The sequence below is a fragment of the Azospira inquinata genome, assembly GCF_018905915.1.
GTDB lineage: Bacteria > Pseudomonadota > Gammaproteobacteria > Burkholderiales > Rhodocyclaceae > Azospira > Azospira inquinata.
Genome location: NZ_CP064782.1, coordinates 3,245,705 through 3,269,311 on the forward strand (window position 1 = coordinate 3,245,705; position 23,607 = coordinate 3,269,311).

23 protein-coding genes are annotated in these 23,607 nt (G+C 65.3%); 11 read left to right on the forward strand and 12 right to left on the reverse strand.

Features of this window, described 5'->3' with window-relative positions; translation table 11 throughout:
- The first annotated feature begins 90 nt into the window (after positions 1-90).
- A complete protein-coding gene (lplT, locus tag Azoinq_RS14585) occupies positions 91-1,356 on the forward strand; it encodes a lysophospholipid transporter LplT (protein WP_216128150.1) in 1,266 nt (421 codons plus the stop codon).
- Between the two features lie 167 nt (positions 1,357-1,523).
- Here the strand turns inward: lplT and Azoinq_RS14590 are convergent, their stop codons facing one another.
- The 7 genes from Azoinq_RS14590 to Azoinq_RS14620 all read right to left on the reverse strand — a co-directional run bounded on the left by Azoinq_RS14590 (position 1,524) and on the right by Azoinq_RS14620 (position 6,588).
- Positions 1,524-2,021 (reverse strand): TPM domain-containing protein, encoded by a 498-nt coding sequence (locus tag Azoinq_RS14590; RefSeq protein WP_216128149.1) that lies wholly within the window; start codon positions 2,019-2,021, stop codon positions 1,524-1,526.
- A gap of 5 nt (positions 2,022-2,026) precedes the next feature.
- Complete coding sequence (locus Azoinq_RS15170; protein WP_216132358.1) at positions 2,027-2,908, reverse strand: TPM domain-containing protein; 882 nt, start codon at positions 2,906-2,908, stop codon at positions 2,027-2,029.
- 39 nt (positions 2,909-2,947) lie between these two features.
- Positions 2,948-3,565, reverse strand: coding sequence for a LemA family protein (locus Azoinq_RS14600; protein ID WP_216128148.1), 618 nt, complete (start codon positions 3,563-3,565; stop codon positions 2,948-2,950).
- Positions 3,566-3,709: 144 nt separating this feature from the next.
- Positions 3,710-4,600 (reverse strand): uracil-DNA glycosylase, encoded by an 891-nt coding sequence (locus Azoinq_RS14605; RefSeq protein WP_232368508.1) that lies wholly within the window; start codon positions 4,598-4,600, stop codon positions 3,710-3,712.
- Positions 4,597-5,085 carry a ribosomal protein S18-alanine N-acetyltransferase gene (gene rimI, locus Azoinq_RS14610; protein ID WP_232368509.1) on the reverse strand — a complete coding sequence of 163 codons (489 nt, stop codon included), beginning with the start codon at positions 5,083-5,085 and terminating at the stop codon, positions 4,597-4,599. Before rimI ends, Azoinq_RS14605 begins: the two co-directional genes overlap by 4 nt.
- A gap of 1 nt (position 5,086) precedes the next feature.
- The gene (gene tsaB / locus Azoinq_RS14615) at positions 5,087-5,788 is read right to left on the reverse strand and encodes a tRNA (adenosine(37)-N6)-threonylcarbamoyltransferase complex dimerization subunit type 1 TsaB (protein WP_216128147.1); all 702 of its coding nucleotides are present in this window, start codon (positions 5,786-5,788) and stop codon (positions 5,087-5,089) included.
- A gap of 497 nt (positions 5,789-6,285) precedes the next feature.
- Complete coding sequence (locus tag Azoinq_RS14620; protein ID WP_216128145.1) at positions 6,286-6,588, reverse strand: hypothetical protein; 303 nt, start codon at positions 6,586-6,588, stop codon at positions 6,286-6,288.
- Between the two features lie 380 nt (positions 6,589-6,968).
- Here Azoinq_RS14620 and ompR point away from each other — a divergent pair, with 380 nt between their 5' ends.
- Entirely contained in the window at positions 6,969-7,688 is a 720-nt protein-coding gene (ompR, locus tag Azoinq_RS14625) for an osmolarity response regulator transcription factor OmpR (RefSeq protein ID WP_216128143.1), read from the forward strand.
- A gap of 23 nt (positions 7,689-7,711) precedes the next feature.
- The gene (locus Azoinq_RS14630) at positions 7,712-9,079 is read left to right on the forward strand and encodes a sensor histidine kinase (protein ID WP_216128141.1); all 1,368 of its coding nucleotides are present in this window, start codon (positions 7,712-7,714) and stop codon (positions 9,077-9,079) included.
- Positions 9,080-9,135: 56 nt separating this feature from the next.
- On the opposite strand, the gene Azoinq_RS14635 is transcribed toward Azoinq_RS14630, so the two are convergent.
- Genes Azoinq_RS14635 through ispD form a run of 4 tightly spaced genes read right to left on the reverse strand, consistent with a single transcriptional unit; the run spans position 9,136 to position 12,303 of the window.
- A complete protein-coding gene (locus tag Azoinq_RS14635; protein ID WP_216128139.1) occupies positions 9,136-10,368 on the reverse strand; it encodes an HD-GYP domain-containing protein in 1,233 nt (410 codons plus the stop codon).
- Positions 10,365-11,066, reverse strand: a complete 702-nt coding sequence (gene thpR, locus Azoinq_RS14640; protein WP_216128137.1) for an RNA 2',3'-cyclic phosphodiesterase — start codon at positions 11,064-11,066, stop codon at positions 10,365-10,367. Before thpR ends, Azoinq_RS14635 begins: the two co-directional genes overlap by 4 nt.
- Before the next feature lie 56 nt (positions 11,067-11,122).
- Positions 11,123-11,617, reverse strand: coding sequence for a 2-C-methyl-D-erythritol 2,4-cyclodiphosphate synthase (gene ispF, locus Azoinq_RS14645; RefSeq protein WP_216128135.1), 495 nt, complete (start codon positions 11,615-11,617; stop codon positions 11,123-11,125).
- On the reverse strand, positions 11,614-12,303 hold the full coding sequence (gene ispD / locus Azoinq_RS14650; protein ID WP_216128133.1) for a 2-C-methyl-D-erythritol 4-phosphate cytidylyltransferase: 690 nt from the start codon (positions 12,301-12,303) through the stop codon (positions 11,614-11,616). Before ispD ends, ispF begins: the two co-directional genes overlap by 4 nt.
- 224 nt (positions 12,304-12,527) lie before the next feature.
- On the opposite strand from ispD, the gene Azoinq_RS14655 reads away from it, so the two are divergent.
- The 8 genes from Azoinq_RS14655 (at position 12,528) to Azoinq_RS14690 (ending at position 22,935) form a co-directional block, all read left to right on the forward strand.
- Positions 12,528-13,787, forward strand: a complete 1,260-nt coding sequence (locus Azoinq_RS14655; protein ID WP_216128132.1) for an MgtC/SapB family protein — start codon at positions 12,528-12,530, stop codon at positions 13,785-13,787.
- Positions 13,788-13,912: 125 nt separating this feature from the next.
- A complete protein-coding gene (amrB, locus tag Azoinq_RS14660) occupies positions 13,913-14,767 on the forward strand; it encodes an AmmeMemoRadiSam system protein B (protein WP_216128130.1) in 855 nt (284 codons plus the stop codon).
- Positions 14,754-15,341, forward strand: a complete 588-nt coding sequence (gene amrA, locus Azoinq_RS14665) for an AmmeMemoRadiSam system protein A (RefSeq protein ID WP_216128128.1) — start codon at positions 14,754-14,756, stop codon at positions 15,339-15,341. Before amrB ends, amrA begins: the two co-directional genes overlap by 14 nt.
- A gap of 11 nt (positions 15,342-15,352) precedes the next feature.
- On the forward strand, positions 15,353-16,447 hold the full coding sequence (amrS, locus tag Azoinq_RS14670) for an AmmeMemoRadiSam system radical SAM enzyme (RefSeq protein WP_216128126.1): 1,095 nt from the start codon (positions 15,353-15,355) through the stop codon (positions 16,445-16,447).
- A 184-nt stretch (positions 16,448-16,631) separates the two neighbouring features.
- Entirely contained in the window at positions 16,632-20,129 is a 3,498-nt protein-coding gene (gene mfd / locus Azoinq_RS14675; RefSeq protein ID WP_232368510.1) for a transcription-repair coupling factor, read from the forward strand.
- Between the two features lie 28 nt (positions 20,130-20,157).
- Complete coding sequence (locus Azoinq_RS14680) at positions 20,158-21,234, forward strand: 3-deoxy-7-phosphoheptulonate synthase (protein ID WP_216128124.1); 1,077 nt, start codon at positions 20,158-20,160, stop codon at positions 21,232-21,234.
- Positions 21,235-21,414: 180 nt separating this feature from the next.
- The gene (gene serB, locus Azoinq_RS14685; RefSeq protein ID WP_216128122.1) at positions 21,415-22,257 is read left to right on the forward strand and encodes a phosphoserine phosphatase SerB; all 843 of its coding nucleotides are present in this window, start codon (positions 21,415-21,417) and stop codon (positions 22,255-22,257) included.
- A 138-nt stretch (positions 22,258-22,395) separates the two neighbouring features.
- Positions 22,396-22,935, forward strand: coding sequence for a DUF2242 domain-containing protein (locus Azoinq_RS14690; RefSeq protein WP_232368511.1), 540 nt, complete (start codon positions 22,396-22,398; stop codon positions 22,933-22,935).
- 271 nt (positions 22,936-23,206) lie between these two features.
- On the opposite strand, the gene Azoinq_RS14695 is transcribed toward Azoinq_RS14690, so the two are convergent.
- Positions 23,207-23,557: a hypothetical protein gene (locus Azoinq_RS14695; RefSeq protein WP_216128120.1), complete on the reverse strand. Its 351-nt coding sequence runs from the start codon at positions 23,555-23,557 to the stop codon at positions 23,207-23,209.
- Between the last annotated feature and the right edge of the window lie 50 nt (positions 23,558-23,607).

Consider the following 23,607-nt stretch of genomic DNA (forward strand, 5'->3'; position numbering starts at 1 on the left):
CGTGGTATAACCCGAAGCCACTCACGACAACTATAAGACCGGTCTCCCAGGGGCCTTTCCGGCCCTTTTTCGACCCCAGTCTCCCACCGCATGCAGTTTGGCTTTTACATCATCATGGCGGCGCAGTTTTTCTCCGCGCTCGCCGACAATGCCCTGCTCATCACCGCCATCTACGCCCTCCGGGAAATGCAGGCGCCGGACGCCTACGACCCGCTGCTCAAGCTCTTTTTCACCATTTCCTACGTGCTGCTGGCGGCCTTTGTGGGGGCCTTTGCGGATTCCATGCCCAAGTGGCGGGTGATGTTCATCTCCAATACGGTGAAGGTGGCGGGCTGTGCCCTGATGTTTTTCCACGTCCATCCCCTGGTGGCTTACGGGGTGGTGGGCCTGGGCGCCGCGGCCTATTCCCCGGCCAAATACGGCATCCTCACCGAATACCTGCCCCACCGGCTCCTGGTCCTGGCCAATGGCTGGATCGAGGGCCTCACCGTGGGGGCCATTATTCTGGGCACGGTACTGGGGGGCGCCCTAATCGAGCCCGCCGTCTCCCGGGTGCTCCTGGGCTTTGATTTCCCCTTTATCGACACCCCCATCGACACGGTGGTGGAAATGGCCCTGTCCGTGGTGGGAGGGCTGTATCTGATGGCGGCCTTCTTCAACCTTTACATCCCGGACACGGGGGTGGATCACAAGCCCCTGCACAAAAACCCCTGGTATCTGGTGAAGGAATTTCACCACTGCCTCTCCCTGCTCTGGCGGGACAAGCTGGGTCAGGTATCCCTGGCCGTGACCACCCTGTTCTGGGGCGCCGGCGCCACCCTCCAGTTCATTGTCATTAAATGGGCGGAAGCCTCCCTGCAACTGGATCTGGCCAAATCTTCCATGCTTCAGGGGGTGGTAGCCGTGGGGGTGGCCCTGGGGGCCTCGGTGGCCGCCCGCTGGATCACCCTGCGCAAATCCGTGAGGGTCATTCCCCTGGGCATTGTCATGGGGGTGGGGGTGATCGGTATGAACGTGGTGCACCAGTTCTGGCTGGCCGTGCCCCTGCTGGTGGTGGTGGGCGTCCTTTCCGGCTTTTTCGTGGTGCCTATGAACGCCCTGCTGCAACACCGGGGCCACATTCTCATGGGAGCGGGCCACTCCATCGCCGTACAGAATTTCAATGAAAACCTGTCCATCCTGGTGATGACCGGTCTTTACGCCGTCATGCTCCGGGCCGACCTGTCCATCTACACCATCATCGCCATCTTCGGCGTCTTCGTCTCCGCCGCCATGGCCCTGGTGCGCCTGCGCCACCTCCACAACCAGCGGGAGCGGGACGACGTCATCCATCTGGACGACTCCCCCCTGCATTAGGGGCGGAGAGGAAAAACTTGGGCCGGGTTAATACCGGCCCAATCAGGCTGCCTTACAGGCTCTCAGGTCCCCCAAGGAGAAGTCAGCGCCTCCCCTAGTTGCCCCACCCTCCCTACGGATTCCCAAGCTGGGCCAGCCACTTCCCCTGTCCCGGGGAATGCCTCGTTTCAGAGGACCAGAGGGGCATCGGGCAATTCGTTGCTGTCCTTTTCCCGAGCAGGGAAATGGGTGGCCAAGGTTGCGGTAATGCGGGCAATGGCCCCTTCCGCGCCCCCCAGGTAATTGCCCCGGGCAAAGGCCCGCTCCATCTCCCGGCATACGTCCTGCCAGAAGCCATCCCCTACCCGGGCATGGACGCCCCGGTCTGCGACGATTTCCACCTGCCGGTCGAGCAAATCCACGTAAATCAGAACGCCGCTGTTATGCACCGTGTCCCAGACCCCCAGGGAGCCGAATAGCTCCAGAGCCCGACGCCGGCAGCCGTCCGGGGCAAAGGCATAGACAAAGGGCAGACAGCCTTCCACCACCAGACGCAGTTCCCCCTCGTGACAGGCTTCCGAGGCCGCGATGAGCGCTTCCAGATGCTTCAAGGCTCCCGGGGAAAAGCGACGCCGGGCCACCCAGCCGGGTACCAGCAAATAGCGCAGCCATTTACGCCAATCCATAGGGCTTACCACCTTCCCGAGGCGCCACCGCCTCCAAAACTGCCGCCACCGCCGGAAAAGCCACCGCCACCCCAACCGGAGCCCCCACGTCCCGGGCCACCCCAGCCGCCACCGGGGAAAAAGCCCCCCAGGAGCACCAGGAAGAACACCAGGATGCCCAGCCCCAGGGCAGCCAACCAGCCCAGACCGCCAAGTCCGGCCAACAACCCCATGAGCCCCCCGCACACCAGCCCGGCCACCAGACGGCCGAAGAGGGCCCTTAATAGGCCGCCTCCGACCAGGGCCAGCATGACCGCAGAAATGAAGAGATCATTCCAGGAATAGTCCTTCCCCGCGCCGGCTTTTTGCGCCGGCGGCGGCAGAGCCTCGCCCTGAATCAGACTAACCAGGGCGCTGACCCCGGCCTCAACCCCAGCATTGAAATTTCCCTGGCGGAACAGGGGAAACATCCGATCTTCGATAATGCCCTTGGCCTGGGCATCCGTAATAGCCCCTTCCAGGCCGTAGCCCACCTCAATCCGGGCCCGCTGGTCATTCTTGGCCACCAGGAGCAGCACCCCGTCATCCACGCCCCGGCGCCCCAGTTTCCAGGCTTCCGCCACCCGCAGGCTGTATTGCTCAATGCTTTCCGGCCCCACGGTGGGCACCAGGAGCACCGCCACCTGGGCCCCCTTGGCCTGCTCCAGATCGGCCAGCTGGCGGGTCAGGGCCTCCCGGGTAGCCGGACTCAGGGTACCGGTCAGATCCGTGACCCGACCCTGCAAGGGGGGAATGGGCACCAGAGTATCGGCCCGAGCCAGGGCACTCAGGGCCAGGCAGCCGACTAGGAGCAGGAAGGCCAACCAGCGGCCCCACCGCTCCCCATAACCGCCCAGCCGGCTTTCCATCGCCACGGCGCCTCGTTCCACCGATTTCCCTGGTTGCCCTTAACGGGACTGGCCAGCTGCCTGGGGAGCGCCGCCGAAGTCCACCTTGGGCGGCGTGGCGATGGCCTTTTCATCGGCCACGGTGAAATTGGGCTTGGGGGTGTAGCCAAAGGCCTTGGCCGTGAGATTGTTGGGGAAGGTGCGCAGGGCCGTGTTGTAGGCCTGGACCGCCTGGATATAGCGGTTGCGGGCCACCGCAATGCGGTTTTCCGTGCCTTCCAGCTGGGCTTGTAGGTCACGGAAATTCCGGTCCGCCTTTAGGTCCGGATACCGTTCCGACACCACCATCAGTTTGGACAGGGCCTCCGACAAACCGCCCTGGGCGGCCTGAAACTTGGCCAGGGCCGCCGGGTCCTTGGCCAATTCCGGGGTCAGTTGCATGGCCCCCACCCGGGCCCGGGCTTCGGTGACGGCGGTAAGCACCTGGCGCTCATGGTCCGCGTAGCCTTTTACCGTATTCACCAGGTTGGGCACCAGATCGGCCCGCCGCTGATACTGGTTGAGCACCTCGGACCAGGAAGCCTGGGTCTGTTCATCCAGGGCCTGAAAGGTGTTGTAGCCGCAACCGGAAAGAAGGCCGGCCACCAGGGCCAGCAAAACCAGAAGACGGGATTTCATGGACGCTTCTCCAGAATAGAAAAGGAGGGAATGGATCCGCCGGGCAGTCCCAGCACCACCCAGGCACCAGAGGCCGCCGGGGTAGCCCCTAGGTTCCCCCAGATAGGGACAATGTCCCCGCCTTTCAAGGGCGGGGAGCAGGTTTCACAGTCCGGCCAGAATATGCCGGGCGAAGCACAGGTCTTCCCAGGCCCGGGCTTTTTCCGGGAGATTACGCAACAGGTAGGCCGGATGGTAGGTCACCACCACGGGAATGGACAGCCCCTGGCGGTTGTACTGGTGCCGATGCCCCCGTAGGGAAGCCAGGGCCCGGTCCGAGCCCAGCACCGCGTGGGCCGCGGCCCGTCCCATGAGAACAATGAGCTTGGGCTGGGCCAGGGCAATCTGGCGTTCCAGGAAAGGCATGCAGGCCCCCATTTCCCCCGCCTCCGGCGTGCGGTTGTTGGGGGGGCGGCACTTCACCGCATTGGCGATATAGACCTTTTCCTTCCGGCTTAAGCCGATGGCCGCCAGCATGTTGTCCAGCAGACGCCCGGCCTGGCCGACAAAGGGTTCGCCCCGTTCGTCTTCCTCAGCCCCCGGACCTTCTCCGATGAACATCCAATCCGGCTGCCGGTCTCCCACCCCGGGCACGGCCTGTTTGCGCTTGGCGCAGAGACCGCAGGCGGTGCATTCCCGCACTGCCGTTTCCAGTTGATCCCAATCCATGGCCCGGATGGCCTGACTGCGGGCATCGTCCCCGGCGGGAGCCGGCGGGGCAGCCATGGCCCCCGGGTCCAGGGAGGGAGCCGGGGCCTTGGGGGACGGCGCCGAAGGGGCGGGAGGAAGCCGTAAGGCCGGGGCCGCCGTTGCTGTGGGAACCAGGGGCTCCCCAGGCAAACGCGCCGGGCCTGGGCTGGCCGCCCCTTCCTCCTTGGCCGCCAGGGGCGGCGCCATCCGGGGCGCCCGCTGGGGCTCGCTGAGGGGATGGGGGCGCCAGTGCCAGACCGGCCCCAGGCCCATTTCTTCCAGCAATTCTTCCCGGGACAGTTTCACAGCACCACCTCCGCCAGGGATTTACGCATCACCAGGGCGTCTTCCCGCCCGGCGGAAGCCGGGTAATAGCCCTTGCGCCGTCCCACTTCCTGAAAGCCGAAATTGCGGTAGAGGCGTAGGGCCGGAGCATTGCTGGGGCGCACTTCCAGGAGCAGGCTTTCTGCGCCCCCGTGGCGGGCCTGGACCATGGCCCGGCGCAACAGGCGCCCGCCGTAGCCCCGCCCCTGGCGCTCCGGCGCCACGCTGATATTGAGGAGATGGGTTTCATCCAGGGCCGGCATGAGCACCAGATAGCCCACCAGGCTCACTCCTTCCCGGGCCACCCAGCAGCTGTAACCGGCCTTGATGGAATCGGCGAAATTGCCCCGGCTCCAAGGAAAGGGATAGACCACCGTTTCCACCGCCATAACCTGATCCAGGTCCGCCGGGGTCATGGGCAGGAATTCCAGGCCCTGGAATTCCCGGCTGAGCCAATCTGCCCCCATCTCAGGCCTTGCCTCCCGCTGCCAGCCGTTCCGCCACGGTCATAGCCACCTTGTCCCGCACGTACAGGGGCAGGGCCTGGGCGGCATCCAGCCCTTCGCCCCGGCCATAAGCCTGGGCCGCCAGCTGGGCCACCGCCCCGGCTTCCGGTACCAGGTCAGGGGAAACCAGGTTGATCCGGGCCGCCGGGGCCTGCAAGCGGGCCGCCAGGGCAGCATAGGCGCCGATGCCGTTACCCGCCGCGGCCCAGGTAGCATCGGCCGGAGGCAGGGGGCAGGCGTCCGGCCCCAGCACGGTAATCTCCCCCTGGCGGGCCACGCCCTGGGGCTGACGTAGATAGGGGGCGCTATACACCTCCCCCATGCGGGCATCCAGATAGACAGTGACCCGCTCCAGTCCCGTGGCCCAGGCCATGGCCGCCAGGGTCTCCACCGGCAGCACGGGCAGATCGGCACCCACCGCCAGTCCCTGGGCCACCCCACAAGCCACCCGCAGGCCGGTGAAGGAACCCGGACCGCAGCCAAACCCCAGGCCGTCCATCTGGGCAAGGGACCAGCCGGCCTCCGCCAGGGTAGCCCGCACTAGGGGCAACAGGGTGCCGGAACTCTGGGGACCCGGGGTGCAGTGGCGCACCGTCAGGGCCCCGTCGCACCACAGGGCTACGGAGCCCGCGTCGGTGGCGGTTTCCAAAGCAAGAATTTTCATAAGGCCGCTATTTTAGCCGAAGTGCCCTGCCGTACCCCGCCCCCTTGGGGGAAGCAAGGGGAATATTTTTTTCTTCGGGGCTTGACTTATGCACATTGCCCCGGTCCCCGCCGCCTTCCGGGGCTTACCCGCAAAGCATAGGCCTTGACGGCTCACAATTATCCATAACAATATGATTAATAACGGTTTTTATATTTTGCCGGTTTTTTGGGCAGGGTAAGAAAAAGCCTTATTCCCCGGTCACTTAGCGCATCCGTACCCAAATAACCCACAAAGTTATCCACAGCTAATGTGAACAACTTGTTAAGTCCAGGCTACAGCAGGATTTTCCCCCCAGCACGCCCCCGCCAGGGGCAGTCTTGTGACATATCTCACAAATATTTCACCCTTTTCTTCCGGGAAAAAAGGGCCGGGGAATTCGGAGGAAAAGGCAGACACAAAAAAGCCGGCTGACGCCGGCCGCGGATAGGGAAAGGAAAATAGGGGGTAAGGGGCAATCAGTCGGCCCGGCCGCCCCGGCGGGGATAGATGTCCCGCCCCGCATCGTTAATGTCCTGGCGCAGCTGGCGGCGCTCTTCCGGGGTCATGCGGCGGGCGGATTTCTCGGCCCGACCGCTCTCCTCCTCCCGCCGGTTCCAGTCCCGGCGCCCATCCGTCCCCCGCACCGGGCGCCAGCCCTGGGCGCCGCGAGCTTCCTCGTCCATGCCCCGGGGATTAAAGCCGGGCTGGCCAGCCCAGGCCCCTTCTGCCAGGGAGAGGAGCAGGAGGGCGGGCAAACAAAGGGAAAGGGGGACTTTCATGAGCGCAACAGAGACAGGGGGCGTTGTTGATAAGCAGGCTTATGGGGCCCGACGGCGGAATGGGAAAAACCGGACAGCCCGGCCGCCAGTGCGGCACCGACCAGGATGTGAATTAACATTTTGCTCATTTTACCTGTTCCTTCCTTTCCCGGTCCTTCCGACAGCCCGCCAGGGCGGGCCGGAAAGGCCAAGTTAAGGGACCGGCGGCCCCCCGCTTTTTCCGTGACTGCCATCCTATCCACAGCTTGTAAGCACGGTGTAAAGCCCGGATTTGGCTTTGTAAAACTTTGTAACCACACCCCCACCGGGTTACACGCCGTTACCCCTTTTCCTCCCCATCCCGGTACAAGCTTCAGGTAAACCACGTTAGGATGCGGCCCATGAACGAACACGCCAAAATTCTCGTCGTCGATGACGACCAACGTCTGCGGGATTTGCTGCTGCGCTACCTGGGAGAGCAGGGATTCGCCGTCAAGGTGGCGGACGGCGGTCCGGCCATGGACAAGCTCATGGCCCGGGAATCCTTTGACCTGCTGGTGCTGGACCTGATGCTCCCCGGGGAGGACGGGCTGGCCATCTGCCGCCGCCTGCGGGCCAGCGACCCCCACCAGGCCATACTCATGCTCACCGCCAAGGGGGACGACATCGACCGGATCATCGGTCTGGAAATGGGGGCGGATGATTACCTGCCTAAGCCCTTCAATCCCCGGGAACTGGTGGCCCGTATCCACGCCGTGTTGCGCCGCCGGGCGGCGCCCCCCCCGGGCACCCCCACGGAAAGCGAGGAAAAGGTGGTGCTGGGGGATCTGACCATCGATCTGGGCACCCGGACCCTGGAACGACCTGGCCAATCCACTCCCCTCACCACCGGGGAATTCGCCGTCCTCAAAGCCCTGCTCCAGCACCCCCGCCAGCCCCTCTCCCGGGACCGGCTCATGAGCCTGGCCCGGGGCCGGGAACAGGGCCCCTTCGACCGGGCCATCGACGTGCAAATCTCCCGCCTGCGCAAACTCATTGAGCCGGACCCCCAAAGCCCCCGCTATATTCAGACCGTGTGGGGCTTTGGCTACGTTTTCGTACCCGACGGTAAACGCCAGTAAGCCTCCATTAGTTTTTACCCCCCGTGACCTACCGTTCCCCTTCCCTGCTGCTGCGCATTTTCCTGCTGGTGGCCCTGCTCCTGGCCGTTTCCGTCATTATCTGGATCCAGCTCTTCCAAGCCGCCGAACGGGAGCCCCGGGCCGAGCAACTGGCCCAGCTCACCGCCTCGGTGGTCAATATCACCCGGGCCGCCCTGGTGAACAGCGACCCCATCCGCCGTCGGGACATGCTTACCGAGCTGGCGGAACGGGAAGGCCTGCGTATTTATCTGGCGGACCCGGACCAGGACGTGGTGGAGCCCCTCCCCTCCCGGGCCTTTTTTCAGGAATTCCAGGCCCAGGCCCGGCACCTGCTGGGCAAGAGCACCCGTTACAGCCTGGCGGTCAATGGCCAGCCCGGCTTCTGGGTGAGCTTCCGCATCGGCGCTTACGACGAGGATGGGGGGGATGACTACTGGCTCATGCTGCCCCGGGAACGGGCGGAGCGGAACGTGGCTTGGCAGTGGCTGGGCTGGGGTCTGGGCGCCCTGCTCCTGGCCCTGGTGGCAGCCTGGCTCATTGCCTCCCGTATCGATCGCCCCCTGCGGGCCATGGCCCTGGCCGCCCGGGCCGTGGGGGAAGGTCGCCGCCCCCCGCCCCTGGCGGAAAATGGACCGGAGGAAGTGCGTCTCCTGGCCCGGGCCCTGAACCAGATGTCCCGGGATCTGACCCAGATGGAAGACGCCCGGGCCGAGGTGCTGGCGGGCATTTCCCACGACCTGCGCACCCCCCTGGCCCGGCTGCGGCTGGCGGTGGAAATGGGGGTGGAGGATACGGGTCTGCAAAGCGGCATGGTGACGGATCTGGCCCAGATGGACGACATCATCGGCCAGTTCCTGGACTTCGCCCGGGGAGAAATCCAGGAGAAGGAAGAAACCCTGGACCCCAACCAGATTCTGGCCGCCGTGGCCCGGCGCTGGGAGGAACGGGGCCAGCCCCTGGTTCTGGAGGCCGCTCCCCTGCCCCCCCGGCCTCTGCGCCCCCGGGCCCTGGAGCGGGCCGTGGCCAATCTGGTGGATAACGCTCGGAAATACGCCCCCGGGCCGGTGGAACTCCACTCCAGCCAGGACAAGGACGAACTCCATCTGGAAGTCTGGGACCGGGGGCCGGGCATTCCCCCGGAAGAAACGGAGCGCCTGAAGCGCCCCTTCACCCGCCTGGAAAACGCCCGCAGCAACACCACGGGCACGGGTCTGGGACTGGCCATTGTGGAGCGCATCGCCAAGCTCCACGGAGGCGGTCTGGAGCTGCTACCCCGCCCAGGAGGCGGCCTGATCGCCCGGCTGCGCCTGCCTCTGGGGGCCCAGGGCGCTGGCTCAACAAGTGCCGGGACCGAACCTTCCGCCGGCTAAAGCAGCCACCTGTAGCACTTTGCCCCGGGAACGGGGCGATCCCCCAAGCGCCCCCCCTAGAGGAGAAAGCGCTGCACCTCGATGCCCCACTGCACCGGGGATTCGTTGCCCACAATCCGGTCCCCGCCCCCCTGGCCCAGGGGCCGGGACAAATCCACATCCGTGGGGGGCAGGTAGTAATTGCGCCGGGTGTCGAAAATCACCCGCACCACGGGCTGGAGCAGGCTTTTTTCCCGCTGGGCCGTGACAATGCCCAGACGGCCACTTTCCAGACGCACCAGGGTGCCCACGGGGTAAATGCCCACGCTGCGGATGAAAGCCTGGGTCAGCTCGCTGTCGAACTGGAAACGGCTCCAGTCAAAGAGCTTGCGGATGGCGCTGGCCGGGTCCAGACGGGGGTGATAGACCCGGTCCGAGGTAATGGCGTCATACACATCCACAATAGCCGCCATGCGCCCGGCCCGGCTGATAGCATCGCCGGAGAGGCCCCGGGGATAGCCGCTGCCGTCCTGGCGCTCATGGTGCTGCTCCAGAATCTGCAAAGCCAAGGTAGGAATGCCCTGGAGCTGTCGCAGCAGGTCCGCCCCCAGGAGCACGTGGGAGCGGACATGGCGGAATTCCTCCCCACTCAGTTTGCCCGGCTTATTGAGAATTTCCGGGTTAAGGCGCATCACCCCAATGTCCAGGAGCAGGCCCCCCAGGGCCATCTGGTAAATATCCCCCAGATCCTCCCCCAGGTATTTGGCAAAGGAGGTGAGCATGGCGCAGACCCCCAGGGAGTGGAGGTAGATGTAGTCGTAGCGCTGCTGCAGGCGGCGCAGGGTGAGCATGGCGTTGCTGTTGCGCAGCACGGAACTGGTGATGCGCTCCACCACCGGCTCCACCGCTTCCATTTCAATCTGCCGCCCCAAGCGCACGTCTTCCAGGATGCGCCGCACCGCTCGGCTGGTTTCCCCAAAGGTGTTGCGTACACGGGACAGCTCCTCCGCCAGGCTGCTGGGGGGCGGCAGGGATTCCCGGGGCGAGGGCGCCGGCGTGGCGGCCAGCTGGGCTAGGGCGCTTTCCGTGGCCAGGCGAGCCTCCGCCGCCGTGGGGGCATCCTCCACGTCCAGCCCCCGGTCCGTGTCGATATAGACCTCCCGAATGCCCGCCTCCACCACCTTGGCCACCTGGTCGTCGCTTTCCAGGGCCATGCTGTTGGTCAGAAAAGGGTGTTCCAGCCAGCCCGCATTAAAGTCGCACACATACATGCCGACCCGCAGCTGGGGTACCCGGATTTTCTTGATCAAACCGTTCCTCCCTCCCGGCTTGGGGCCCGCCGCCCCAGGGGCTGGCGGGCCAGAATTTCATAATGGGCCTGCCCCGCCCGAGGGGCGGAGCGGACCAAAACCAGTTCATGGGCTGTCCAGGACAGGGGCTCTGGCAACAGCCCCGCCGTCTCTCCCCCGCCGGGCACCGCCCCCGCCCGGCCCCGAAGCAAGGTCACATGGGGCAAAAAGGAACGGGCTTCCAGGGGGAAACCAGCATCCACCAGGGCTACCTGCATGCCATTGCCCAACGCCAGCAAGGCCGGGGGCGGTTGGGTACACCCGGCCCAGAGAATCCGGTTATGGGGCCACCAGCCCCAGCGGTCCAAGGCAAAGGTCAGGGCGGGGAAGTCCACCGCCCCCATTACCCAGGCCAGAAGAGGCGTCCGCTCCTCCGTCACCTGGCCAAGAAAGGCCAGGGTGAGGTGAAGGGTTTCGGGCTGCATCAGGCGCCAGAGGGTGGCCGCCTCCGGACCCTGCCGTGCCAGCCAGGTCCGGGCGAAGTTCCTTAGCCCCGTTACCGTGGCAGGGTCTGGCCAGAGGGCGAAAAAGAGCCGCCCAGGGGGCAGGAACGTGCCCTGATGCCTACCCGGATCTCCGGCACCTGCCTCCCCTTCCCCTTTTCCGGGGGAAATGGAGGAAAGGGCAGCGCCTGCCCCGGTCGGTCCCACTGGTTCCATGGATGTGTGTGTTCCCGGATGCCGAGCCCTGGTCCGGCCCGCCGCCCCCTAGGGGGTCACTCCTGAAGCGGCAGAAGCAGGGCTATGGCCTGGGCGGAGATGCCTTCTTCCCGCCCGGCGTAGCCCAGCTTTTCAGCCGTTTTAGCCTTCACATTCACCACCCCTTCCGGCACCCCCAGGTCCGCCGCCAGATGGGCCACCATAGCCGGAATATGGGGCGCCAGCTTGGGCGCCTGGGCAATCACCGTGCTATCCACATTGCCCACCCGCCAGCCTGCCTGGGCCAGCAGGCTAACGGTGTGGCGCAGCAGCACCCGGCTGTCCGCCCCCTTCCAGCGGGGGTCCGTATCCGGGAAATGGCGGCCGATGTCCCCCAGGGCCGCCGCCCCCAGAAGGGCGTCGATGAGGGCGTGAATCAGCACATCCGCATCCGAATGACCCAAGAGGCCCAGCCGATGGGGAATGGTCACCCCCCCCAGGATCAGGGGCCGGTCCGCCACCAGGGCGTGTACATCCCAGCCCTGACCGACGCGAAACGCCAGTGCGCTCATGCTTGTCTTCCTTCCAGAATGGCTCGGGCCAGGGTCAGGTCCGCCCCGTAGGTCACCTTCAGATTACTCAGTTCCCCCCGCACCAGGCGGGGGTGGAGCCCCAGGGCTTCCACCGCCCCGGCCTCGTCCGTCACCCCGGGATGGGCCGCCAGGGCCCGGCGCAGCAGGCCGTAGCGGAACATCTGGGGGGTCTGGGCCTGCCACAGTCCGTCCCGGGGCAGGGTGTCGGCTACCCGCTGCTCCCCATCGGCCCGCTTCAGGGTATCCGCCACGGGCACGGCCAGCAGGCCGCCCACCGGGTCCTGGGCCAATTCCCCGATGAGGCGCCCCAGGGCATCCCCGTTCAGGCAGGGCCGGGCGGCGTCATGGACCAGCACCCAGTCTTCCTCTGCCAGACAATCGGCCACCGCCTCCAGACCGTTGCCCACACTGGCCGCCCGGCTGGGGCCGCCGCAAAACAGGGGGCTCAGCTTAGGGCCCAGGGATTGCCATTCCTGGTTGGGCCAGAAATCGTCCTCCGGGGACAGCACCACCCAGACCCGTTCAATGTCCGGGCAGGCACAGAGGGCCGCCAGGGTGTGATAGAGCAGGGGACGCCCGCCGATGAGACAGTATTGCTTGGGCAGGGGGCCGCCGAACCGGGAACCGCTGCCCGCCGCAGGAACCAATGCATAGTGTTTAGCCATGGGCCGATTTTACCAGTTGGCAGCCACCGCCTTGGGCCGGAGGCAGGGAAATAACCCGGGAGCGGATTTTCCCCACGCCATAAAAGGCTAGCCCCCAAGTCGCCGGGAAAGGGGTTCGGAGGGCCCCAAGCCCCGTCTTTATTGCTTTGCAGCATCATTTCCCATTTGCACCGGGGGCGGGAATGGATACCATGGGCCACCTGTCTTTCCCGGGAAACCGCCCCATGCAAGCCAACCTGATCACCGATGTGGGTCTGGAATTTTCCCAGGCCTTCCTCTCCAGTCTGGGCATCGGCCTCCTCATGGGCATGGAGCGGGAACGGAATCCCTCCTCCCGGGCCGGCCTGCGCACTTTCGCCCTCACCGCCCTGCTAGGCACCCTGGGAGCCATGCTCTCGGTGCGCTCCGGCACCCCCTGGCTGCTGGCCGTGGGCTTTCTCCTGGTGGGGGGCATGATGCTGGCCGCCTACGTGGCCCATCCGGACCCCTCCGATCCGGGCACCACCTCCGTGGTGGCCCTGCTGCTCTGCTATTGCTTCGGCGCCATGACCTGGTACGGGGACCGGACCCTGGCGGTAATGCTGGCCACCCTGGTCACCGCCCTGCTCTATTTCAAGGCGGAACTGCGCAATCTGTCCCAGAACCTGACCCGGCGGGACCTGATTTCCATGCTCCAGTTCGCCACCCTGTCCCTAGTCATTCTGCCCATTCTGCCCAATCAGGGCTTCGGTCCTTACAACGCCCTCAATCCCTACCAGATCTGGTGGATGGTGGTGCTCATTTCCGGGGTCAGCCTGGCCGGTTACGCCGCCCTGCGGGTCAGCGGCCAGCAGCACGGCGCCCCCCTCATGGGCATTCTGGGGGGGCTCGCTTCCTCCACCGCCACCACCCTGATTTTTTCCCGCCACGCCAAGGCCCAGCCTGCCCTGGCGGGCCTCTCCCTGGTGGTGATCCTGATCGCCAATGTGGTGGTAATGATCCGGCTGGTGCTCATTACCCTGGTGGTCCAGCCCGATCTGGTGCTCACCGTTCTCCCCATGCTGGCCTGCGGCACCCTGGTGGGGGTGGCCCTGATTATCGGCGCCTGGAAACTCCTGGGCGCCCGGGACGGTCTGCCGGAAATGGCCCTCACCAATCCTGCGGAAATCCGCACCGCCCTCACCTTCGGCTGTATTTACGCGATAGTGCTGGCCCTGGCCGCCTGGCTCTCGGACGTGGCCGGGGCCTGGGGCCTCTACGGTATCGCCCTGGTTTCCGGGCTCACCGACGTGGATGCCATTACCCTCTCTTCCCTGCGCCTCTACGGCCTGGGCAAACTACCCGGATCGGAGGCCATTACGGCCATACTTCTGGCCCTGCTAGCCAACCTGGTCTTCAAGCTGGGTATCGTCTTCGTGGTGGCCGGGGCCGCCCGGGGGCGGCGCATCGCCATCGCCTTCGCCCTCCTGGGCCTGGGCTCCGTGGCCGGTTGGGCCTTGAGCTGAAATAAATTGCCGAAAGGGAGGGGACGCCCCCTGCCCTTTCAGCCCCCCCAACCAGGAACGCCCCGGGCTTGAAATTCTCCGCCGAGGGCTCATGATTAGCCCCATGGCATTCCCAGGAGTTGCCCATGGTTTCCCCCACCCCGTCCCAGGTCCGCCCTCCCGCCGTCGCCGGGCTGTTTTATCCCGCTGATCCGGAGACCCTTCGCCTCCAGGTCCGGGCCCTGCTGGAAGCTCCCGAAGCGCCTTCCGCCCCGGCCCTGCCCGGCCCCCTCAAAGCCCTGCTGGTGCCCCACGCCGGTTACGTGTATTCCGGGGAAATTGCCGCCAGCGCCTACCGCCTCCTAGCCCCCTTGAAGAACCGTATTCAACGGGTAGTGCTCCTCGGCCCCACCCATCGGGTGCCGGTGCGAGGCCTAGCCCTGCCCGAGGCGGAGGCGTTTGCCACCCCCCTGGGCACCGTTCCCCTGGATGAACCGGGCATGGGCGCCCTGGCCGATCTGCCCCAGGTTTCCCGGCGCCCGGACGTGCATCGGGAAGAGCATGCCCTGGAAGTCCAGCTCCCCTTTCTCCAGGTGCAACTGGGCCATTTCCATCTCCTGCCCCTGGCCGTGGGCATGGCCTCCCCGGAAGAGGTAGCCCAGGTATTGGAGCGGCTCTGGGGCGGCCCGGAAACCCTGATTCTGATCAGCTCCGACCTCTCCCATTACCTTACCTACGGGGAAGCCCGGGAGCAGGACCAACAGACCTGGCAACGCATCCAGGCCCTGGACCCGGACCTGCGGCCGGAAGATGCCTGCGGCGCCCTGGCCCTGGATGGCCTGATCCTGGTCGCCCGCCGCCATGGTCTGATGCCCCTGCCCCTAGACCTACGTAATTCCGGGGATACGGCGGGGGACAAGCACCGGGTAGTGGGATACGGGGCCATGGCCTTCTGCGTCCCCCCCGCCCCGATTCCGGGAGATAACCATGGTCCCGCCTGACAGCGCCCCGGGGGATGCCCGGCTCGGCCCCACCCTGCTGGCCCTGGCCCGCAATGCCATTGCCCGGGAACTGGGCCAACCGGAACAGCCGGAACCCCGGCCACCGGAGCGGCCCGCCCGTCTGGCCCAGCCCGGCGCCACCTTTGTCACCCTGACCCGCCGGGGGCAACTCCGGGGCTGCATCGGCAGCCTGGAAGCCTATCGCCCCCTGGCGGAAGATGTGGCCGTCAACGCCCGGGCCGCCGCCTTCCGGGACCCCCGCTTTGATCCGGTGGACGCCACCGAATATCCGGACATCGCCCTGGAAGTGTCCCTCCTCTCCGCCCCCGAGCCTTTTCCTGTACGGGACGAAGGAGATGCGTTGGCCCGGCTGCGCCCCGGGGAAGACGGACTGGTCTTCACCTTCCAGGGACGGCGGGCCACCTTTCTGCCCCAGGTTTGGGAAAGTCTGCCGGACCCGGAAACCTTCCTCACCCAGTTAAAGCGCAAAGCCGGACTCCCCGGGGACTTCTGGGACCCGGAGGTCCGTCTGGAACGCTACCGGGTCCAGCATTGGCAGGAAAGCCAAAGTTAAGGCCTTTCCCCATGGATAGGTCCGACTCCCCATCCCCCTTCCCGGCCCGCTGGTGGCATCCCCTGGCAGACGGCCGCCTCCAATGCGACCTCTGCCCCCGGGACTGCCGCCTCCAGGATGGCCAGAAGGGCGCCTGTTTCGTGCGCCAGGCCCAGGGAGGGCAAATGGTGCTCACCACCTATGGCCGCTCCTCCGGCTTTTGCCTGGACCCGGTGGAGAAAAAACCCCTCAATCACTTCTACCCCGGCACATCCATCCTCTCCTTCGGTACCGCGGGCTGCAATCTGGCCTGCCGCTTCTGCCAGAACTGGGATATTTCCAAGGCCCGGGACATGGACCGGCTCCAGGAGCAGGCCGCCCCGGAAGCCATTGCCCAGGCGGCCCTAGGCCATGGGGCTCGAGCCGTGGCCTTTACCTACAACGATCCGGTGATTTTTGCGGAATACGCCCTGGATACGGCGGCGGCCTGCCACGCCCGGGGCATTCAAACCGTGGCGGTGACGGCGGGTTATATCCATGACCAGCCCCGGCGGGAATTTTTCGCCGCCATGGACGCCGCCAACGTGGACCTCAAGGGCTTTACCGAGTCCTTTTACCGCAGCCTCTGCGCCGGCCATTTACAGCCGGTGCTGGATACCCTGACCTACATCCACCGGGAAACGGACTGCTGGCTGGAAATCACTACCCTCCTCATCCCCGGGGAGAACGACAGCCCGGAAGAACTGGCGGCCATGAGCACCTGGATCGCCCGGGAACTGGGCCCGGACGTACCCCTCCATTTCACCGCCTTTCATCCGGACTGGAAAATGGGGGATACCCCGCCCACGCCCCTGGCCACCCTGACCCGGGCCCGGGCCATCGCCCGAGACGCCGGGCTCCACTACGTTTATACGGGCAATGTGCATGACCCGGAGGGGGGCACCACCTATTGCCCCCATTGCCACACCGGGGTGATACGCCGGGATTGGTATGACATCACCGACTACCGCCTGGATAGCCAGGGCCGCTGCCCGGATTGCGGCACGCCCCTGGCGGGGCGATTCGGCCCGGTTCCGGGGACTTTCGGCGCCCGGCGCATTCCGGTGCGCCTGGAAACGCCGGACTGAGACTGAGCCGGGCGTAGAAACCCCTCCGCCAGGCAGGGCTTTCTACGCCCATTTTCGCCGGCCCACCGCCTCCGGCCACCGGTCCCAATCCGCTATAATCCACCCTCCTGCCGCCCCGAACCCGGCCTTGCCGCCCAGTTGGGGCGTGCTGGCGTTGACCAACCCTGAAGCCCAGAACAGTCCCGTGTCCGCTCCCGCTCCCATCGCCCCCATCGATCACCCCGCCCTGCCTGCCTTGCCGCCCCTGCCCAAGCCGGGGGAACGGCTGCATCTGCCCCTTCTGGCCGGTTCCGCCGACGCCCTGGCCCTAGCCCGTCTGGCCCGCCAGGAAGGGGTAACGGCCGCCGGAGGAAAGCGCCGCATGCTGGCCGTGCTCACCGCCAGTCCGGCGGATGCCCGGCGCCTGCTGGAGGAAATTCCCTGGTTCGGGCCTGAACTCCGGGTGCGGCTCCTGCCCGACTGGGAAACCCTGCCCTACGACAACTTTTCCCCCCACCAGGATCTGGTTTCCGAGCGCCTCGCCACCCTCTACGCGGTCATGCGCCAGGAATGCGACATTCTCCTGGTGCCCGCGGCCTCCGCCGTCTATCGGCTGGTGCCCCCGGCCTATCTGGCGGCCTATACCTTTTTCATCAAGCAGGGGGAAAAGCTCAACGGGGATCAGCTGCGGGACCAGCTCACCCTGGCGGGCTACACCCACGTCACCCAGGTAGTCAGCCCGGGGGAATACTCGGTGCGGGGCGGGCTCATCGACCTTTACCCCATGGGCTCCCCCCTGCCTTACCGGATCGACCTCTTTGATGAAGAGGTGGAAACCCTGCGCACCTTCGACGCGGACACCCAGCGCACCCTCTACCCGGTGCCGGAAATCCGCCTCCTGCCGGCCCGGGAATTCCCCATGGACGACCAGGGCCGCAGCCACTTCCGCCAGCGCTTCCGGGAAGTGTTCGAGGGGGACCCGGCCAAGTCCGGCGTGTACAAGGATGTTTCCAACGGCATACCCTCCGCCGGTATTGAATACTGGCTGCCCCTGTTTTTCGACCAGACCGCCACCCTTTTCGACTATCTGGGGCAAGAAGCGGTCCTGTGCCTGCACCGGGACGTGGGGGAAGCCATCCGGGAATTCTGGAAGGAAACCCAGAGCCGTTACCGGCTCATGGCCGGGGACAAGGCCCGTCCCCTCCTGCCCCCGGATCAGCTGTTCCTCATGGAAGAAGCCTTTTTCCTGGCCGCCCAGCCCCTGGGCAAGGTGGTGGTCAATGGGGCGGAGGAGGAACACACCCGGGGCCGTCTGCCCCTGGCCGCCCCCCTGCCTCCCCTGGCGGTGGAACGGCGGGCGGAAGACCCGCTCCTGGCCTTAAAGCGCTTTCTGGACAGCTACCCCGGCCGGGTCATGGTCCTGGCCGAATCCGCCGGGCGCCGGGAAACTCTCCAGCAAATGCTGGGGGAACATGGCTTAAAGCCCGTCATTGGGGGGGATTTCCCCACCCTGCTGGGGGACGGCGCCCCCCTCAGCCTGGGGGTGGCTCCCTTGCAGGGGGGCTTTGCCCTGGACGGCCTGGCCCTGGTCACAGAAAACGAGCTGTACGCGGGCAGTCCCACCCGGCGCAGCCGCCGGGATGCCCAGCGCAAGGCCTCCGTGGAAAACTGGCTGCGGGACCTGACCGAACTCAAGGTGGGAGACCCGGTCGTCCATGAATCCCACGGCATCGGCCGTTACATGGGACTGGTACGCCTGGACCTGGGGGATGGGGAAATGGAGTTTCTCGAACTCCATTACGCCAACCAGGCCAAGCTCTACGTGCCCGTTTCCCAGCTCCATGTGATTTCCCGTTACTCCGGGAGCGAACCGGAAACCGCCCCCCTCCATACCCTGGGCTCGGGCCAGTGGGAAAAGGCCAAGAAAAAGGCAGCGGAACAGGCCCGGGACACGGCGGCGGAACTCCTGGCCATCTACGCCGCCCGGGCGGCCCGGCAGGGCCATGCCTTCCAGTTCAAGGACAGCGATTACGAGGCCTTTGCAGAGGGCTTCGGTTTCGAGGAAACCCCGGACCAGGCCCAGGCCATCGCCGCCGTGCTGGAGGACATGCAAAAGGGCAAGCCCATGGACCGGCTGGTCTGCGGCGATGTGGGCTTTGGCAAGACGGAAGTGGCCCTGCGGGCGGCCTTCGTGGCCGTGGCCGGGGGCAAGCAGGTGGCCGTGCTGTGCCCCACCACCCTGCTCTGCGAACAGCACTACCAGACCTTCAAGGACCGGTTCGCCGACTGGCCGGTGACCATCACCGAACTCTCCCGCTTCAAAACCGCCAAGGAAAGCAGCCAGGCCATAAAGCAACTGGGGGAAGGCAAAATCGACATCGTCATCGGCACCCACAAGCTGATCGGCAAGGAGGTCCAGTTCTCCCGCCTAGGGCTGGTAATCATCGACGAAGAACACCGCTTCGGGGTACGCCAGAAGGAAGCCCTCAAGGCCCTGCGGGCGGAGGTGGACGTGCTCACCCTCACCGCCACCCCCATTCCCCGCACCCTGGCCATGAGCCTGGAAGGCCTGCGGGACTTTTCCGTCATCGCCACCGCGCCCCAGAAGCGGCTGGCCATCAAGACCTTCGTCACCAAACAGTCCGACGGGGTGATTCGGGAAGCGGTGCTGCGGGAATTGAAGCGGGGCGGCCAAGTGTATTTCCTCCACAACGAGGTGGATACCATCGCCAACATGCAGGAACGGCTCACCAAGCTGGTGCCGGAGGCCCGCATCGTGGTAGGCCACGGCCAGATGAGCGAGCGGGAGCTGGAGCGGGTGATGCGAGACTTCACCGGCCAGCGGGCCAACCTGCTGCTGTGCACCACCATTATCGAAACGGGCATCGACAATCCCCACGCCAACACCATCCTCATCAACCGGGCAGAAAAGTTCGGTCTGGCCCAGCTACACCAGCTACGGGGCCGGGTCGGCCGCTCCCACCACCAGGCCTACGCCTATCTCCTGATCCAGGACGAAAAAGCCCTCACCAAGCAGGCCAAGCAGCGCCTGGAAGCCATCCAGCACATGGAAGAGCTGGGGGCCGGTTTCTACCTGGCCATGCACGACCTGGAAATCCGGGGGGCCGGGGAGGTGCTAGGGGACAACCAGTCCGGGGAAATGCAGGAAGTGGGCTTCAACCTTTATACGGACATGCTCAACCGGGCCGTGGCCGCCTTAAAACAGGGCCAGTCCCTGGAAGACGAGGACCTGACCCAGCCCCTGGGTCTGACCACGGAAATCAATCTCCACGCCCCGGCCCTTCTGCCCGACGCCTACTGCCCGGATGTGAATGAGCGCCTCAGCCTCTACAAGCGCCTCTCCAACTGCACCCAGGGAGAAGACCTGGATCAGTTGCAGGAAGAGCTTATCGACCGCTTTGGCGAACTGCCGCCCCAGGCCCAGAGCCTGCTGGCCACCCACCGCCTGCGCCTGGCCGCCAAGCCCCTGGGGGTCATCAAGCTGGATGCAGGCCCCAGCCAGGTGTTGGTGCAGTTTTGCCCCAATCCCCCCATCGATCCTTACAAAATCATCCAGCTCATCCAGAAAAACCGGAACTACAAACTGGCCGGACAGGATAAACTTTCACTTTCCCGTTCCTCTCCCACCCTGGCTGACCGGGTCGGTGCCGTAAAGGAACTGTTCCACCAACTCACCGCTTGATGAGGCGGCTTGCCCGCCCCCCCAGACCATGAACGTTTCCGACATCGACAACATCAATATCGCCGCTTTTGATCCCATGCCTACCCCGGCGGAGCTGATCGCCCGCCAACCCCTGTCTGACCGGGCCGCTGCTGTGGTGCGCCAGGGCCGTCAGGATCTGAGCAATATCCTCGACCGGAAGGATCACCGCCTGTTCGCCGTAGTGGGCCCCTGCTCCATCCACGACCCGGTGGCCGGGCTGGATTACGCCCGGCGCCTCAAGGCCCTGGCGGACGAAGTGTCCGACACCCTGCTCCTGGTCATGCGGGTCTATTTTGAAAAGCCCCGTACCACCGTGGGTTGGAAGGGCTACATCAACGACCCCTTCATGGACGATTCCTTCCAGGTGGATGTGGGCATGTCCAAGGCCCGGGATTTTCTCCTCCAGGTCAATGAAATCGGCCTGCCCGCCGGTACCGAGGCCCTGGACCCCAATTCTCCCCAATACTATGGGGATCTGATTTCCTGGACCGCCATCGGCGCCCGCACCACCGAATCCCAGACCCACCGGGAAATGTCCTCCGGCCTGTCCACCCCTGTGGGCTTCAAAAACGGCACGGACGGCAATATGGACATCGCCATCAACGCCATTCTCTCCGCCTCCAAGCCCCACAGCTTCCTGGGCATTAACGAGGCGGGCCAGGTGGCCATCGTGCGCACCAAGGGCAACCATTACGGCCACGTGGTACTGCGGGGTGGCGGCGGCCGGCCCAATTACGACACGGTTTCCGTCTCCATGGCGGAACAGGCCCTGACCAAGGCCAAGCTGCCCAACAATATCGTGGTGGATTGCTCCCACTCCAACAGCTTCAAGAAGCCCGAGCTCCAGCCCCTGGTCATGGCCGACGTGGTCAATCAAATCCGCTTGGGCAACCAATCCCTGGTGGGGGTGATGATCGAGTCCAATATCGTCGCAGGCAGCCAGTCCATTCCGGCGGACCTGTCCCAGCTCAAGTACGGCTGTTCGGTCACCGACGCCTGCGTGGATTGGGACACCACGGAAAAAATGATCCGGGAAGCCGCTACCCTGCTGCGGGACGTGCTCCCCGGCCGCCTGGGCGCTTAAAGGGGATCGATAACCCCAATGGGGGCGGATGAGCGGGAAACTTTCCCCCGGCAGTCCGCCCCCACAACCTGCACCCCTTAGGCGCGCCGGTATTCGCTTCACTAAGACTTGATCCGCCCCGGCCTCGGCCCGGGGCTTTGCTTTTGCCCATTGCCAACCCCTCACCCCATACTCCCGCCCATGTTCGATCTGGTTGTCCAAGGGGGCGCCGTCCCCACCTTTCTCATCGAAGCCATTGTTGCCGCCACCGGTGCCCAGGCCGTCCAGCCCCGGCCTCCCCGGGTCGTGCGTTTTTCCCAGGCCCGGCGGGAGCCGGCCTTCGCCCCGGTGGCCGCCCAGCTGGAAGCGGAAGGCCTGGACTGGGCCTTTGTTCCCGCGGGCAAAGGGCTGGAGGACTACGGTCTGATCGCCTTTGACATGGATTCCACCCTGATTACCATCGAGTGCATCGACGAACTGGCGGACTTTGCGGGGAAAAAGGCGGAAGTGTCGGCCATTACCGCCGCCGCCATGCGGGGGGATATCGATTATCAGGAAAGCCTGAAACGCCGGGTGGGCGTGCTGGCCGGCCTGGATGCCCGGGTGCTGGCCCGGGTTTTCGCCGAACGGCTCAAGCTTTCCCCGGGCGCCCGGGAATTGATTGAGGCGGCCAAGGCGGCGGGGCTGCGCACCGCCCTGTTATCCGGCGGCTTCACCTATTTCACCGAACGCCTGCGCATTGAGCTGGGCCTGGATTTCGCCACCTCCAATGAGCTGGAAATCCAGGGGGGCAAACTCACCGGCCGGGTTATCGGCCAGGTGGTGGATGCCCAGGCCAAGGCCCAGCATCTGGCCCGGCTGCGGGAGCAGTTCGGCTTGAGCCGGGAACAGGTCATTGCCGTGGGTGACGGGGCTAACGACCTGCGCATGATGGGAGAATCGGGTCTGTCCGTGGCCTACCACGCCAAGCCCGCCACCCGGGAAAAGGCCGCCGTGGCCATTAATTTCGGCGGTCTAGACAGCATTCTGAATTTCTTTGCCTGAGGCCGGGGCCGCCGTGTCCGACATACCGGAACGGTCAGCCCCCCTTCAGCCGGGCCGGGGAAAATGCCGGACTTCCCTACCGTTTTCCCCCACTGGCCCCGCCATTTTTGAACCTTGCCGTTTTACGGGAGTTTTCCCATGTCGTTGATGCCTGCTTTCCGCCCTGCCCTGACCGCCCTCCTGGCCCTGTCCCTCTTGGCCGGTTGTGCCAGCAACAAGACCCACCATGATCGGGAGGCCTTTGCCGGGGACCCCCGCCATCGTCAGGATTTCATCGTGCCCGCCACCCCGGTGTGCGAAGCCGCCAATCGGGTGCTCCTGGGGGATGGCTATGTGATGACCAAGGACATTAAGCCCGAATCCCTCAGCTTCATCGGCAGCAAGGAATTCCGGGAGGATGAGGAAAACCGGGCCCTGTTGCGGGTTTACGTGACCTGCATTTCCCGGGACAAGGGCTCCAGCCTATTCGTCACCGCCACGGAAGAGCGTTTCGACATCAAGAGCGCCCACAAGAGCACCTCCATCAGCCTGCCCCTGGTACTCCCTATTTCCGTCAGCAGTTCCAGCGAAACCCAGGGGGAACTGAAAACCCAGGGGGAAACCATCGACGACAAGGGCTTCTATCAGCGCTTCTATAAAGCGGTGCGCAAGGAACTGGCCCTGCCGGACAACGACTGAGCCGCATCCCTCCAGGAGGCTGTAGCTGGGGGCGGAAAGGGAACAGCCGTGGTCCCTGGTTCGAAGGGCTTTCAATCGCCCCCACCAGAACAGACACCGCACCGCCCAGAGCCTAGAGCCTAGAGCCTAGAGCCCAGAAAGGGACGGCCAGACCCGCCCCCAGTTCCCTAGTTTTCCGCTTTCCGAATCCCCATGGAGCCTGAGCCCCGTTTCCCTCGGCTTTCCGGCTTGCCGACTGACCAGCCTCTTGGGTCAGCCCCCCCAGGGACTTTCAGTCTTTTTCCAGAAATTCCTGGCGTTTACGCCGCAGGCCTTCCGGCATACGCAGGGTTTGCCGGTCCCAGCCTTCCATATCCAGCACCCGGTCCAGGCAATCTTCCAGGGTAGCCATGGCCCCCAGGGCGGCGGCGGCGATTTCCCGATGGACGGTCAGCCCCGTTTCTCCTTCCCCGCCCAGGGCCTGGGTCTCGCAATTGCGCTGATAGGCGTGGAGCTGGCGCAGATTGCGGATGGCCGCCGCCACCTGGGCCGGGCAGGCGCACATATAGACGGTGGCTTCATCCACGATACGTTCCAGTTGCCGATCGCTAAAGCGCTGGGCCGGTGGGCTAGGTTCTTCCATGGGGCTCTCCAAAATAAAAAAGCGCCTGCCTGGGGCAAGCGCTGGGGATG

Coding starts and splice junctions, on each gene's coding strand:
- lplT (WP_216128150.1), top strand. CDS start 91: ATGCAGTTTGGCTTTTACATCATCATGGCGGCGCAGTTTTTCTCCGCG.
- Azoinq_RS14590 (WP_216128149.1), bottom strand. CDS start 2,021: ATGGATTGGCGTAAATGGCTGCGCTATTTGCTGGTACCCGGCTGGGTG.
- Azoinq_RS15170 (WP_216132358.1), bottom strand. CDS start 2,908: ATGGAAAGCCGGCTGGGCGGTTATGGGGAGCGGTGGGGCCGCTGGTTG.
- Azoinq_RS14600 (WP_216128148.1), bottom strand. CDS start 3,565: ATGAAATCCCGTCTTCTGGTTTTGCTGGCCCTGGTGGCCGGCCTTCTT.
- rimI (WP_232368509.1), bottom strand. CDS start 5,085: ATGGGGGCAGATTGGCTCAGCCGGGAATTCCAGGGCCTGGAATTCCTG.
- tsaB (WP_216128147.1), bottom strand. CDS start 5,788: ATGAAAATTCTTGCTTTGGAAACCGCCACCGACGCGGGCTCCGTAGCC.
- Azoinq_RS14620 (WP_216128145.1), bottom strand. CDS start 6,588: ATGAAAGTCCCCCTTTCCCTTTGTTTGCCCGCCCTCCTGCTCCTCTCC.
- ompR (WP_216128143.1), top strand. CDS start 6,969: ATGAACGAACACGCCAAAATTCTCGTCGTCGATGACGACCAACGTCTG.
- thpR (WP_216128137.1), bottom strand. CDS start 11,066: ATGGAACCAGTGGGACCGACCGGGGCAGGCGCTGCCCTTTCCTCCATT.
- ispF (WP_216128135.1), bottom strand. CDS start 11,617: ATGAGCGCACTGGCGTTTCGCGTCGGTCAGGGCTGGGATGTACACGCC.
- ispD (WP_216128133.1), bottom strand. CDS start 12,303: ATGGCTAAACACTATGCATTGGTTCCTGCGGCGGGCAGCGGTTCCCGG.
- Azoinq_RS14655 (WP_216128132.1), top strand. CDS start 12,528: ATGCAAGCCAACCTGATCACCGATGTGGGTCTGGAATTTTCCCAGGCC.
- amrB (WP_216128130.1), top strand. CDS start 13,913: ATGGTTTCCCCCACCCCGTCCCAGGTCCGCCCTCCCGCCGTCGCCGGG.
- amrA (WP_216128128.1), top strand. CDS start 14,754: ATGGTCCCGCCTGACAGCGCCCCGGGGGATGCCCGGCTCGGCCCCACC.
- amrS (WP_216128126.1), top strand. CDS start 15,353: ATGGATAGGTCCGACTCCCCATCCCCCTTCCCGGCCCGCTGGTGGCAT.
- Azoinq_RS14680 (WP_216128124.1), top strand. CDS start 20,158: ATGAACGTTTCCGACATCGACAACATCAATATCGCCGCTTTTGATCCC.
- serB (WP_216128122.1), top strand. CDS start 21,415: ATGTTCGATCTGGTTGTCCAAGGGGGCGCCGTCCCCACCTTTCTCATC.
- Azoinq_RS14690 (WP_232368511.1), top strand. CDS start 22,396: ATGTCGTTGATGCCTGCTTTCCGCCCTGCCCTGACCGCCCTCCTGGCC.
- Azoinq_RS14695 (WP_216128120.1), bottom strand. CDS start 23,557: ATGGAAGAACCTAGCCCACCGGCCCAGCGCTTTAGCGATCGGCAACTG.